Raw genomic sequence first — 12,228 nt, 5'->3', positions numbered from 1 at the left:
GCAGTACTTGACGAAAGGCGTTTGTCGAGACTAAATCCAGAGAGCCTTACCCGCAGCGAATTTCAAAACAGGAAACGGAGTGTTTCGCCATTCAATGTTTGTAGACTTTGCAAATGTCTACCCGGAACACTTTGAATAGCCGCTTACTCATGCGCCCGATCTTCTGGAATATTCCACCCTATCGCAATGAGACTGCGAGAGGAGGAGGCACCCGCTGTCGAGGAGTTTGAAGAAGCGACAAAGGTAAAACGACAAGTGGGATCTTGATAGCTGGCAACCTACTTATTCAGGGTAACGGCGATGCCTTCGAGAAACATCTCCATAAAGTCGGGGCAGCGCATGCCCGCCCGCCGGTTGTTCGGGTCGTTGGTGACCCGCGGACCCCACCGTCCATCCCATCCGGCGCTCTCCGTGCGCGGAACCCACCATACCTGCGAAGTGCGGTCAATCACAAAGTCGTACTTGCGACCGTCAGGAGCCGGGGCAGTAAATGGGTTGACCTGCCAGTCGATCTGCCTGGTCGCCGTGAAGCCTGGAACGGTGATGGCGGCAGGAGCGAGGATCGTCCCAAAAGTAGTGGTTCCTGTCTGATCCGTCGAGACCGCGTTTGGGGTCGCGTCTACTTCGGTTGAGCCGAAAGTTGACCAACCTTCAGCTTCTTCGATACCAAGTACAACCCAACCAACTACCAAACCGAGGAGCTTTAGAACGACGACCCACGTAGGCGGGGGTTGAGTCCCGGGAGGCGTCCCCGGGCTGAGCACCGCCTCACCCGAGATAACGTCGTCAAGCTTCTCAACCGCGCCGCACGAACCACCACCGGCCGAGATGCCCGCGGTAAAAGGCGTTACATTATGCGGCCCGGGCGTAAGGTACAGTCCGTGGGTGCCAACTGAGACAAACAGGAGCGGATGCGCATCGCCGCCCGTGCCCAGCACAGCATCGGTCCATTTAAATACCTGCATACCGACTCGCTGGTCCTCGTCCCCAAGAATGCTCGGGTCGCCGATGTTCCTCGACGTCAGTCCGATGAAAATCGGTGTGTTGGACGAATCAATCAGGACGGCCATCGATGCCCATTCGCCCCCAAAGCTGGCGAAGTTCGCACCCTCGCCCGCAGCCTCGCATCCTTCCAGACCTTCAAAGTGAAGTGGAAAAAGGAAGTGATAGACCAGCGCAGATGGCGCGCTGAGCTGAGCGTTATTGGCCACCAGCCTGAAGAGGTCGAGGCCATTCGGTGTGCGAGTGCTGGTGAATTTGAGCAAATCCTGATTGCTCATGAACTCCACGTAGTACCAGGGTTGACTGCCCTTGAGCGGAGAGGAATAGTCGATGGCATTGAGCGCGGCGTGGCGGTTGATGGTTGCTGCCGTTATCTCGTTGGGAGGATCGACCGGGGTATCCCAGCCGGCAAAGTCGAAGAACCGCTCCTCGATCGGACGCGGCCTCTCGCCCTGCGGCCGATTGCCGACCAGCCCGCCCGCGCCCAGCGCACCCAGCCAGACCTTTCCGGCTGCCTCATTCTTCAGCGCGGCCAGATTCCCACGCTCGACCTGCGGCACCCTTGGAAACACAGTCTGCGGCGCTTCACCCCAGTTTGCCTTGTCGTCGAAGGGCGCCGGAGAGGCGCGCCACATCGAGCATCGCTCCAGATACCACTTCGGATCGACCGGCAGCATGTTTTCGTTCGGATGGAAGAGCAGGACTGGCTCAAATCGTTTTGCGAACGTCCGTGCATCAGAGGGTGGTGGCATCATCTCTCCTGTACGTCGGGTGTCCTGTTTACCGGATAAGGCGCGGCCCGCCAATCATCGCTGTTGGAGTGAGATTCGTATGGACTTCAAGGTCCCAGCGCTGCCTCTTCTTTTCCGATCAGGGCAAAGAACGCCTGCATCGCCGGATCGCACTTTGGGTCGATCACAGGTGCCTCCGTCTTGGCAGCGTTCAGCACCCGCTGCAGCTCCGCCATCCGCTGTCCGCGATCGGTGTCGAGGCCGTGCTTCTTCAGCAGCTCCAGCCACTGCCGGATGACCTTGCGCATGGCATCGCCGTCGATCTTACCCTCGCACCACAGCTTCATAAACCGGTTGAGGAGACCTCTAGCCTCGGCCTGGTCGGCGGGCGATAGCAGCTCCAGGCCGCCAAGCAGCGCCCGTCGTCCCTGCTCAGCCAGTTGGAGCAGAGAGGCAACCGCGGCCGGCTCCGCCTTTGCCCACGCCACAACGTCCTCAAAGAGTGCTTGCCAGCACGCCGCCGTCTTAGGGGTGTAGGGTCTGCAGAGGAACTCACGCTGCATGGCCTTGGGATCGCTTCGCCAGACCCTGACCTCATCGATGCGGCCGTTCAACGGATGGCTGCCACCGATGTGATTGCCGACGGCGATACTGCCCTGCAGCGGAGGCACGCCGCTCGAGACGTCAGCCTGTCCAACCAGTTTGCCATCCATGGTCAGCTGTATCTTCGAAAAACCGTCGTGGTAAAACCCAACGGTGACCCAGCGTTCCAGCGGCACAGGATGGAATTGTCCATCCGGGGCAAAGGCGTCAGCAGCCCTGACAAAGGCACCGCCCGGGCCTGCGATCTGTGCCGTCAGCGCCTTTTCGGAGATGGCGAAGGTGAAAGCGCCACTCGCATCGATGAGACCCTGTTCCCGCACGAACACGGCGTCAACAAATACAACCATCTCGACTTTGATTGCAAGCAGGCTGGCCCAGCCTTGTGCCGCAGTCGGCTGAATCGCAACCTGGCTGTCGTTGTTGGGAAAAGATACCGCGAACTGGCTGACTGCCGGGCCGGGTGCAGATGCAGTGTCGACGCCGGAACCGTGATTGCGGTACGGGCTTAGATCCACGGGAATACCGTCGACACGATAACGCTGCTGCAGGATGAGCTCAAGGGCCATAAGACCTCCTGCCAGACTCGGCAGTGTGGATTCAAGTCGAGAGGGCCCGGGATCGTCGGCCCGATTATAGCAAACGCTAGCGTCCCCGTTGGTCGCAAGCAGAATGATGATTCCGACCAACGGGAGGACCAGCCGAAGGGGTATACCCACCACGAAGTGGTCGCGCTCCGCGCAGGAGGCCCGTCCGGCAGGACAGTCACTTAGTGCCACACGTAAGAAGGGCCACGAACGAAAGCTCGTGGCCCCCCTAACCTCTGCTCGAAAAATCTGCTTATTGCTCGCTATTGAACGAGGACTCAAACTCCTCACGCGGCGTCCCGTTCCACTTGGCGACAAGAAGCGGGAGAATCACCATCATCGAAAACGCAATTCCAATATATAAAGTCTGCATAGGTGATCCTTTCCAAATGCTGCTTGCTTATGCCTGCTGATAGTAAGAACGCCAACTGCAAACGAATGGATGTCCACTTGGAAACCTTATTTGTTCGAAAACCAAACCAAATCCGGTTGCCAACCCTGAATATTCTTTTTCCACAGGCAACCTCTACGCTGCCACCCGCAATGTAATGGCCGAAGACCAAAAATAAAGTCCGAAATCGTGGCGTATTTTTCGTCGTCGAAAAGTGCACTGTCCTGCGTCCATCTCAGCCACGCATCCCACCACAAACTCACCATCCAAACACCACAACGAAACACCCCCTTTTCCCAAAACACCCCTCAAAAACAACAGCAAAACAGCAAAAAACCACGCCGCCCAACACCAGAAAAAATCCAAAAAAAACTGTGACATAAAATAACGTCATGCCCATCGACCGCAACGCCCCGCTGGCCGTCTCCGACCCCGAAATCGCCGCTCAGATTGAAAACGAAGTAAAGCGCCAGCACGAAGGCCTCGAGATGATCGCCTCCGAAAACTTCGTAAGCCGCGCAGTCTTAGAGGCCGCAGGCACCGTTTTCACCAACAAATACGCAGAAGGCTACCCCGGAAAGCGCTACTACGGCGGCTGCGAGTACGCCGACGTCGTCGAAAACATAGCCCGCGCCCGCGCCAAACAACTCTTCGGCGCCGACCACGTCAACGTCCAACCCCACTCCGGCTCCCAGGCCAACGCCGCCGCCTACATGACCATCCTCAACCCCGGCGACTGCATTTTAGGCCTCGATCTTGCCCACGGCGGACACCTCACCCACGGCCACAAGCTCAACTTCTCAGGCAAACTCTACAGAATCGTCGGCTACCAGGTCCGCAAAGACACCGAAACCATTGATTATGATGAACTTGAAGCCACCGCACTCCGCGAAAAACCCAAGGTAATCGTAGGTGGAGGTAGCGCTTACCCGCGCCAGTTCGACTTCCCCCGCATGCGAGCCATCGCCGACAAAGCAGGCGCCTACTTTATGGTCGACATGGCCCACTTCGCCGGCCTTGTAGCTGGAGGCGCGCATCCATCTCCCGTTCCCCACGCCCACATCGTCACCACCACCACCCACAAAACCCTGCGTGGTCCACGCGCCGGAATGATCCTCTGCAATCAGGAGTTTGCCGCAGGTGTAGATCGCAGCGTCTTTCCCGGCCAACAGGGCGGCCCACTCATTCACATCGTGGCAGCCAAAGCAGTCGCCTTCAAAGAGGCTCTGACACCGGAGTTCGCGACCTATGCGAATCAGGTAGTTACCAACGCCAAAGTCCTCGCCGAAGCCATCGCCTCCGAGGGCTATCGCATCATCTCCGGCGGCACCGACACCCACGTCATCCTCATCGACGTCTTCCAGGAAGGAATACTCGGTTCAGAGGCAGAACACGCTCTAGGAGAGGCTGGAATCACGGTCAACAAGAATGCAATCCCCTACGACACCAACCCGCCGATGAAGCCCAGCGGCATCAGAATCGGCACACCCGCTTTGACCACAAGAGGCATGAAGGAGCCTGAGATGCGCGTCATTGCCGGCTGGATCGCGCAGGCTCTTGAACACCGAACCGACTCTAGCAAGCTGCAGCAGATTCGCAATCAAGTGCTCGAAATGGCAGAGAAATTCCCTTTGTACAGTTGGCTGCGAGAAGCATAGCTCCCTCGAAATCAGATGGTTTCAGCGAAAGAGAAATCAAAAGTGCAGTGCAAGGCGTAACAACTTTCGATTCACCGCCGTGGCGGATAACAAATCTGCGAGTATAGTTTTCGATTGGAAGGCTGGCACAGACCCGATGAGGGCAACCGGTACGCTGGGAGATCCTGTCATTCTACTGACGCTCGATCTTCCAGGGAAAGGGGACTATATGATGCAAATGCTGACCTGGTTGATTGCCATCCCCCTGCTAGGTCTCGTCACCGGTCTTCGTACAATGACCGCCATGGCGGTGCTTTGCTGGTTCGCCTACGCAGGTCATCTATCAGTAGATGACAGTTGGGCGGCATGGAGCGGAAAGCTCGTGACCGCAATCATCTTCACCGTGCTCGCCTTGGGAGAGCTCATCGGAGATAAGCTACCGACAACGCCCAATCGGACGGCTCCGTTCCCACTGATCGCGAGGCTTGTCTTTGCCGGGCTGGTCGGTGCGATCGTGGCTGCAGGACTCAACGGATCAGGAGTCGAGGGCGTCATCCTCTGTGTGCTGGGAGCCCTGATCGGCGCCTTCGCTGGCTTCCTGATTCGCCGAGAGATCGTAGTGCGGTTGGGATCCAAAGACTGGCCCGTGGCGCTCGTCGAGGATCTCAGTGCTATCTTGGGCGCCATCCTGGCGATGGGGATTGTGACCGCATAGCGAGTATCACTACAGCTAAGTTGCAAGACATTGCAGCGTCCCGGATACACCGAAAAGTATGGCAAAATCCAATCACGTCAGAGTAGGATGTGCAATACCAAAGCCCGTGGATGCCGAAAGTGAATCCCCGCCTGGGCTTGGACTGGTAGGTAGAGACATGACAAGAAGCATCACACGCATCGTGCTGACGATTTTGATGTACGCAGGAGTTGTTGTCTTCCTATTTCCATACTTCACGGGACGACTTACGACAGGCATTCTTTTCATGATCATTGGTGCCGGGGCAACAGTTCTATTTGGAATACTTCGCTGCTACCTCACCGAAGGTGACTGCGGCCGCATCCCCCATCACAGCCGCGATTGGTAGGTTGTTTCCTAAACCGCTCGTGAACTCATTCGATTGCTTCCTAATCAAGCGATACGTCGCACGATCAAGTCAGCGATAGATCAAGCGCCAGTACTTCGGCGATTTTGGCGGCTGCTTGTAAAGGGGTACATAAACTTGTATCGATCGAGAGCTGAGGTTTTGGCAAAAAAGATCCCTCGAATCCACCCGCCGCATGAATTTGATCAAACAGCGTCTCTGAGGTCAATTTGCGATATTGAAGCCGCGAGGGACTATTCAGACGCTTCTTCAACTCGCTGAGCGGGCAGACGAGTTCGACAAACTCTACGTTGCCCCCTCTCTGCGAAATGGTATTCAGAGCGTTCTGAAGAAAGCTGTGCCGCACCGTCGGTTCGGGGGCGAAGGTAAAGATGAGGGCCGGCAGGTGGCTGAGACTGGCCTGATCAAATACCGAAAGCCAGATCTCTTCCCGAAGCGCGACGAAGCCTGGCGAACCAAAGTCGAACACCGATAGAAGCAAGTCGACCGTGAGATGGTTGTGGAAAAGCTTGTAGCCGGTCATCGCTGCCAACTCCTGCGCGACGCTCAACTTTCCAGTAGCGGGCAGACCATAGAGGAAGATCAGCTTCATCGATTCGTATCCTTCACACGCAATAACACCGCGCCAAGTATACGAGTCCATCCCTCAAGCCGATCGAGCCGCAGCAATAGATCGCAGCCATCCCTCCATCACGTCGTGCCCCACAACGCCAGCCTGCTGTTTCACCAGCTTGCCGGACGAAAAGACAGCAAAGTTGGGGATACCCCGCACCTGGAACCGCGCTGCGAGTTGCTGGTGCTTGTCGGTATCGACCTTCAACACAAGGGCGTCTCCTGCCATATCCTTCGCCGTGCGCGCGACCTCTGGAGCGGCAGTACGACAGGGGCCGCACCACTCCGCCCAGAAGTCAACAAGTACGGGGACGCGCGAGTTTTGGACAATCTCGTCGAAGAGCGCCGCGTCTACCTGCAAAGGCTCGTCGAGCGGTGGCAGAGGGGCTTTACAAGCTCCGCAACGGCCGGTGTCAGAAAGGTGATTCGCGGCAATACGATTCTTCTGGCCACACTGTTTGCAACTCCGAATTACAGGCATTGACGTCTCCCATCCCATGGAAATTAGATGTTTTTCTGCGTGAATACCACGGCCGACAGCTCAGGCGCGGCGGCGATATCGGATGGAAAACTCATAAGTAGGATTCGGCGGAAAAAACCGCGCCACCAGGCGAAGACGATCTGCAAGAGCCAGCGGAGCGAGCAGCGGATACTCCCGCTCTCGTAGTTCGGAGTAGTCGAAGTCCACCGAGAGCGAAAGCTGATAGATAGCGACGGCGTCCGAGAAGGCAGATTCAAGGAAAGCCGTTTTGGCCTTCTCATCGATCACCGGTTTGCCATCAATCTTTTCCGTCTTCCCGCCAAGCGCGAGACCGCGGTTCTCCCAGGCATCCTGGCTGGTCTCACCGCGAACATCAGCCAGAGCCTGTCCCCAGACGAGCTGATCAAAGGCCTGTGGAACGCCCACCGCATCGACGAAGGCGTGGCCAACATTGATGAAGAACTCGAACGCCAGCGCAAAGCGATCCCCAAGCAGACGAGTAGAGATGAAGACGCCTTCCGTGCCATCGTGCGTCACATTGCGATGGCAGATCGCCTGATCGCCAAGTTCAGGCGTATAGGCCGGCGCAACCATCGTAGCTTCGCTGCCTCGCGCCTCGCTCAAAGCAAGCGGCACAAAGTAATAAGTCTTGCGCGCGATGGCATCCGAGATGGTGACCGGCACAGCCTGTACCATGCGCTCGAGGTCAATTGCCTCAAGATTATTATCCCCAAACGCCGCGTAACGAATGCCGTTTGGCGTCTGCTGCACCACTGCGTCGCGGATCACCTGCGCTGCCTGTACCAACTCGCTCTGAACACCTTCTGCCATAAAGCAGTATTCTACTGGTATGGCGCAAGCATCGCAGAACGGAAGTTCAGCCTCGCCTCGAACCTTTGGCGCGGGCTATCTCTTTGGTGTACCTCTGGGCGACCTGGGCTGGTTTACCAGCCTCCTAATGAGTTTTGCATTGGGGTTTGCGGCTTTCTTCGCGGCGACCTTCTGCGCAATCTTCGGAGTTCTCTTCTACAACACGGCAACTCACCATGCGGTCGATTTTTCGCTGACTTATACGCGGATCGGATTGCCGGTGGGTATCTTGGTACTGCTGGTGGCGCTGTCTTACCTGGGTACCCTGTGGATACGCAGGCAGCTGCGCAGAAGCTGATAGTCAGTCAGATAGTTTTCGCTCGGTTCTCCAAATTAGGTCTGAGAGACATTTGCTCGATGCGGTCTGTCGGTGATATCTGCTATTCTTCGCTCTCAGAACACTTCCTGGAGGACCATTAAGCATGTCATTCGTTCGTGCCATTGCGCGTTGGAGCTGCTGTACGGCTGCAATCGCAAGCTTCGCCGTACCTTCCGTTGCCGCCGATAAGAAAGCCAAAGATGCCACGGTTGAAACCCCCTCCTACTACGGACCGCAACCCGCGACCGAGAACATCGATCTCACCATGTATGCGCGCATCCGAGAAGAGGGTTTCAAACACTCACACGTCATGGAATTCGGGGGGGCGTTGGCTGATGGGATCGGACCCCGGCTAACCGGCTCGCCGAACATGGCGAAGGCCAACGCCTGGACGCGCGACACGCTGACGAAGATCGGCCTGGAAAACGCGCACCTCGAAGATTGGGGTGAGTTCGGCATGGGCTGGCAGCAGATCAACACCTGGGTGCGCATGATATCGCCTGATCCAGAACCGCTCTGGGCACAAGCTGCCCCGTGGTCCCCTGCAACCAACGGTCCTGTCACCGGCGAAGTCGTATACATGAACGTGCAAGAGATGAGCGACCTCGAAAAGTACAAAGGCACGCTCAAAGGCAAGATCGTTCTCCTGGGCGCAATGCGTCCCACTCCGGACATCACCGAGCCGCTATTCCGCCGTTACACCGACGCAGAGCTCAAGGAGATGGAAACCTATGAGTCGCGTGGCGGACGCTTCACCCCGGGTTCCCCAGAGTTTGCAAAGTTCCTCGCCGACCGAATGAAGATCGCCGAGATTCGCAAAGCCGCTCTCAAGATGATGGCAGACGAAGGCTCGCTTGCCGTGCTGACACCGAGCCGCGACGGAGGAGACGGAGGCGGAACCGGCATCATCTTCGACGACAACGGTGCGAACCTCGCCCGCGATGCACAGAAAAAAGAAAACGCAGTCACCATTCCCAATGCCGTGATGATGATTGAGCACTACAACCGCCTCGGACGCATGGTAGAAAACCACGTCCCGGTAACGCTCGAGCTCAACATCGAAACGAAGTTCACTGGCGACCACGAGCATGGCTTCGACACAGTCGCGGAGATTCCTGGAACCGATTCAAAGTTGAAGGATCAGGTCGTCATGGTTGGCGGTCATCTCGACAGCTGGATCTCCGGTACCGGCGCAACCGACAACGGCGCAGGTTCGATCGTCGCAATGGAAGCCGTTCGAATCCTGAAGTCCCTCGGCATCAAACCAAAACGCACGATACGTATCGCGCTCTGGTCTGGCGAAGAGCAGGGCCTGTTTGGTTCGCAGGGATACGTCAAACAGCACTTCGGCACTTTTGCAGAGCCAAAGGTTCCCGAGCCTGCAAGCGTGCCTTCCTTCATGCGTCAGCGCGGCGCGCTGTCCACGACCAAGGAGTGGGAGACCCTCGACGCCTACTACAATCTGGACAACGGCACCGGCAAGGTACGTGGCGTCTATACACAGGAGAACTGGGCGATTGCCCCGATCTTCAAGCAGTGGATCGCGCCCCTCGCCGACCTCGGCGTAACGACAATCTCCTACCGCAACACCGGCGGCACCGACCACTTATCGTTCGATGCGGTTGGCCTTCCCGGCTTCCAGTACATTCAGGATCCGTTGGACTACGAGACGCGAACCCATCACTCCGACATGGACACCTACGATCGTCTGCACGCGCTCGATCTCGAGCAGGCAGCGGTAGTCGAGGCGATCTTCCTCTACAACACCAGCGAGCGCGACGTTATGATGCCGCGCAAGCCGTTCCCGCATCCGGAGTTGGAGAAACAAAGGACCGCGCCAATTCCCGAAATCTATCCCAACGCAGTCCCGCCCGCCAACGCAGCGAAGTAAAACACAAACAGCTATCGTCGCAAACTCACAGATACCCCCCTCATAGGGGGTATCTTCGTTGAGTGGGCCAACACTCAACTTGGGAGGGTTGATTTATGACCGATCAGCAGACACACGAAGGGATAAAATCCTGCACCAGCCGCTACTCTGTTGACGAAACAGTCTCCCGTCTCGAAGCTCTTCTCAAAGAAAAGGGAGTCAAGCTCTTTGCGATCGTGGATCACTCCGGCGAGGCGTCCGCAGCAGGCTTCGAGATGCATCCAACCAAGCTGTTGATCTTCGGAAGCCCGAAGTCTGGCACTCCTGTCATGCTTGCCGCACCCAGTGCAGCCCTTGATCTCCCGCTAAAAATTCTTGTCGCCGAAGGAGCCGACGGTAAGGTCTTGCTCTCCTGGAACGACCCCGTGTGGCTCGAGCAACGACACGGCTTCCCAGCGGAGTTTACCGCGAACCTCGCCGCAGCAGGGTTGCTTGCCGCCAAAGCCGCGCAATAGGCTCGCGCGCTACACCTATCAGACGACCTTACGCCGAAAGCAATCCGGGCTGTGGTCATTCACGATGCCGACAGCCTGCATCCACGCATACACAATCACAGGGCCTACAAACTTGAAGCCACGCTTCTTCAGTGCTGCAGAGATCTCTTCAGACAGTGGAGTCTTCGCGGGAACAGCCCCTGTATTTTTGATCGGCTTATTGCCAGCCATCTTCCAAACGAAAGTTGACAAGTCCTCTCCCGCGTCGGCCATACCCATGTAAATCCGTGCGCCATTGATGGTCGCTTCAATCTTGGCGCGTGAACGAATAATGTCTGCATTCTGCAGCAGGCGCTCAACATTGGCTTCACCCATACGAGCAACCTTCTCCGGATCGAAGTTCCGAAATGCTTTGCGAAAAGCCTCGCGCTTCCGTAGGACTGTGATCCAGGACAGTCCTGCCTGAAAGCCATCGAGCATCAGCGCCTCCCACAGCACGCGACTGTCGCGCTCCGGCACGCCCCACTCTTCGTCGTGATACGCGCGCATCAGTGGATCGTTGTCTGCCCATGCACACCGGTGAACAGCCTTCTTCGTCTTGGTCATTCGGCAGCCATCTCCTGATAACTATTCAATCCTACGATCCTACGATGGCTGGCACGCCAGTGGACATCAAAGCCATGCACTGAGCAAACGCCCCGCGCTCCCAAGCACCTTCAGCGAGTCGGATCGTCCAGTAAAGTAGCGGGTATTAATCTCAGCAGACTCAAGGTCTTCAAGATTGCGGAACGTGCTTAGTTCAGCAGCGATCTCAGGCGGAGTGAAGAAGAGTTTGAATGGCTCTCCGGCCTGTTGAACCCGCGAAGCGAGCGAGTCATGAGCCAGTTGTTCGAAGAATGGAAGCGCGGACCGTGGTTGACCGTAATCAAGAATCAGCGCACTGCCCAAAGCCTGCGATGCGAGGAATTTGGTGGTAGCGCGGAAGGCCTCAAGCGTAAGGTATGGGACCACCCCAAGCCAAGCGAACACAGTTGGCGCCTGCGTGTTGAATCCGCCGGCCTGTAGCTGAACGAGGAGAGATTCCTCTTCGAAGTTCACTGGCACATAAGTAAGATTCGCTGGCGCAGAGAGCGCAGTATTTTCCAGAAGCTCGCGCTTCCACTGCTGCGTAGCCGGGTGGTCTACTTCGAAGACGCGAAGTTGAGGATAGGGATTGCGATGGGCAAACGTATCGAGCCCCGCCCCCAGCAAAACATACTGCCTGACACCCTGCGAAACGGCCCGGGCAAGAATGTCTTCGGCGTAGCGACTACGCGCAACCAGGAAAGCCCGCAGGCTAACCGAGAACGGCCGATCCTTTCGATCAGGATTGCGAGTCGGAGTCCTGCGCAACTCCTCCGCATAGAAGTCGCCGAGGATCGGAACAGCAACTGGGTCTTCGAAGACAAGTGGCTTCGCATCGTAGAGTTGGTGCGCCGCGCGTCGCAAGGCTACGCGAAGTGCCGTGCGTGATGGACTCGCCGATTGCATACAA

13 protein-coding genes are annotated in these 12,228 nt (G+C 57.1%); 6 read left to right on the top strand and 7 right to left on the bottom strand.

Annotation, left to right across the window (positions count from 1 at the left end):
- Positions 1-278: 278 nt before the first annotated feature.
- Together RBB75_RS07445 and RBB75_RS07440 are read right to left on the bottom strand one after the other, a co-directional pair.
- Complete coding sequence (locus RBB75_RS07445) at positions 279-1,757, bottom strand: hypothetical protein (protein ID WP_353070039.1); 1,479 nt, start codon at positions 1,755-1,757, stop codon at positions 279-281.
- An 83-nt stretch (positions 1,758-1,840) separates the two neighbouring features.
- Positions 1,841-2,902, bottom strand: coding sequence for a LamG-like jellyroll fold domain-containing protein (locus RBB75_RS07440; RefSeq protein WP_179640241.1), 1,062 nt, complete (start codon positions 2,900-2,902; stop codon positions 1,841-1,843).
- An 801-nt stretch (positions 2,903-3,703) separates the two neighbouring features.
- On the opposite strand from RBB75_RS07440, the gene glyA reads away from it, so the two are divergent.
- The 3 genes from glyA to RBB75_RS07425 all read left to right on the top strand — a co-directional run bounded on the left by glyA (position 3,704) and on the right by RBB75_RS07425 (position 6,030).
- Positions 3,704-4,969 carry a serine hydroxymethyltransferase gene (gene glyA, locus RBB75_RS07435; RefSeq protein ID WP_353070038.1) on the top strand — a complete coding sequence of 422 codons (1,266 nt, stop codon included), beginning with the start codon at positions 3,704-3,706 and terminating at the stop codon, positions 4,967-4,969.
- Between the two features lie 208 nt (positions 4,970-5,177).
- Entirely contained in the window at positions 5,178-5,663 is a 486-nt protein-coding gene (locus RBB75_RS07430; RefSeq protein ID WP_179640239.1) for a DUF4126 family protein, read from the top strand.
- A 157-nt stretch (positions 5,664-5,820) separates the two neighbouring features.
- Positions 5,821-6,030, top strand: coding sequence for a hypothetical protein (locus RBB75_RS07425; protein WP_179640238.1), 210 nt, complete (start codon positions 5,821-5,823; stop codon positions 6,028-6,030).
- A 64-nt stretch (positions 6,031-6,094) separates the two neighbouring features.
- On the opposite strand, the gene RBB75_RS07420 is transcribed toward RBB75_RS07425, so the two are convergent.
- From RBB75_RS07420 to RBB75_RS07410, 3 genes are all read right to left on the bottom strand, one after another.
- Complete coding sequence (locus RBB75_RS07420) at positions 6,095-6,571, bottom strand: hypothetical protein (RefSeq protein WP_434557148.1); 477 nt, start codon at positions 6,569-6,571, stop codon at positions 6,095-6,097.
- 123 nt (positions 6,572-6,694) lie between these two features.
- On the bottom strand, positions 6,695-7,141 hold the full coding sequence (locus tag RBB75_RS07415; protein WP_353070036.1) for a thioredoxin family protein: 447 nt from the start codon (positions 7,139-7,141) through the stop codon (positions 6,695-6,697).
- A 60-nt stretch (positions 7,142-7,201) separates the two neighbouring features.
- A complete protein-coding gene (locus RBB75_RS07410) occupies positions 7,202-7,972 on the bottom strand; it encodes a hypothetical protein (RefSeq protein ID WP_353070035.1) in 771 nt (256 codons plus the stop codon).
- Between the two features lie 19 nt (positions 7,973-7,991).
- Between RBB75_RS07410 and RBB75_RS07405 the strand changes: the two genes are divergently transcribed.
- The 3 genes from RBB75_RS07405 (at position 7,992) to RBB75_RS07395 (ending at position 10,715) form a co-directional block, all read left to right on the top strand.
- A complete protein-coding gene (locus RBB75_RS07405; RefSeq protein ID WP_179640234.1) occupies positions 7,992-8,309 on the top strand; it encodes a hypothetical protein in 318 nt (105 codons plus the stop codon).
- A 124-nt stretch (positions 8,310-8,433) separates the two neighbouring features.
- Positions 8,434-10,221 (top strand): M20/M25/M40 family metallo-hydrolase, encoded by a 1,788-nt coding sequence (locus RBB75_RS07400; protein ID WP_353070034.1) that lies wholly within the window; start codon positions 8,434-8,436, stop codon positions 10,219-10,221.
- A gap of 95 nt (positions 10,222-10,316) precedes the next feature.
- Positions 10,317-10,715, top strand: a complete 399-nt coding sequence (locus tag RBB75_RS07395; RefSeq protein WP_179640232.1) for a DUF302 domain-containing protein — start codon at positions 10,317-10,319, stop codon at positions 10,713-10,715.
- A gap of 18 nt (positions 10,716-10,733) precedes the next feature.
- Here the strand turns inward: RBB75_RS07395 and RBB75_RS07390 are convergent, their stop codons facing one another.
- Positions 10,734-11,300, bottom strand: coding sequence for a DNA-3-methyladenine glycosylase I (locus tag RBB75_RS07390; protein ID WP_353070033.1), 567 nt, complete (start codon positions 11,298-11,300; stop codon positions 10,734-10,736).
- A gap of 66 nt (positions 11,301-11,366) precedes the next feature.
- Positions 11,367-12,224 (bottom strand): class I SAM-dependent methyltransferase, encoded by an 858-nt coding sequence (locus RBB75_RS07385; protein ID WP_179640230.1) that lies wholly within the window; start codon positions 12,222-12,224, stop codon positions 11,367-11,369.
- Between the last annotated feature and the right edge of the window lie 4 nt (positions 12,225-12,228).

The sequence above is a fragment of the Tunturibacter empetritectus genome (genome assembly GCF_040358985.1).
GTDB classification, from domain to species: domain Bacteria; phylum Acidobacteriota; class Terriglobia; order Terriglobales; family Acidobacteriaceae; genus Edaphobacter; species Edaphobacter empetritectus.
This window is presented reverse-complemented; position numbering and strand designations above follow the sequence as displayed.

Bases quoted from the DNA above. Each gene is read 5' to 3' on its own strand.
- RBB75_RS07445 (WP_353070039.1), bottom strand. From the start codon at position 1,757: ATGATGCCACCACCCTCTGATGCACGGACGTTCGCAAAACGATTTGAG.
- RBB75_RS07440 (WP_179640241.1), bottom strand. From the start codon at position 2,902: ATGGCCCTTGAGCTCATCCTGCAGCAGCGTTATCGTGTCGACGGTATT.
- glyA (WP_353070038.1), top strand. From the start codon at position 3,704: ATGCCCATCGACCGCAACGCCCCGCTGGCCGTCTCCGACCCCGAAATC.
- RBB75_RS07430 (WP_179640239.1), top strand. From the start codon at position 5,178: ATGATGCAAATGCTGACCTGGTTGATTGCCATCCCCCTGCTAGGTCTC.
- RBB75_RS07425 (WP_179640238.1), top strand. From the start codon at position 5,821: ATGACAAGAAGCATCACACGCATCGTGCTGACGATTTTGATGTACGCA.
- RBB75_RS07420 (WP_434557148.1), bottom strand. From the start codon at position 6,571: ATGACCGGCTACAAGCTTTTCCACAACCATCTCACGGTCGACTTGCTT.
- RBB75_RS07415 (WP_353070036.1), bottom strand. From the start codon at position 7,141: ATGCCTGTAATTCGGAGTTGCAAACAGTGTGGCCAGAAGAATCGTATT.
- RBB75_RS07410 (WP_353070035.1), bottom strand. From the start codon at position 7,972: ATGGCAGAAGGTGTTCAGAGCGAGTTGGTACAGGCAGCGCAGGTGATC.
- RBB75_RS07405 (WP_179640234.1), top strand. From the start codon at position 7,992: ATGGCGCAAGCATCGCAGAACGGAAGTTCAGCCTCGCCTCGAACCTTT.
- RBB75_RS07400 (WP_353070034.1), top strand. From the start codon at position 8,434: ATGTCATTCGTTCGTGCCATTGCGCGTTGGAGCTGCTGTACGGCTGCA.
- RBB75_RS07395 (WP_179640232.1), top strand. From the start codon at position 10,317: ATGACCGATCAGCAGACACACGAAGGGATAAAATCCTGCACCAGCCGC.
- RBB75_RS07390 (WP_353070033.1), bottom strand. From the start codon at position 11,300: ATGACCAAGACGAAGAAGGCTGTTCACCGGTGTGCATGGGCAGACAAC.
- RBB75_RS07385 (WP_179640230.1), bottom strand. From the start codon at position 12,224: ATGCAATCGGCGAGTCCATCACGCACGGCACTTCGCGTAGCCTTGCGA.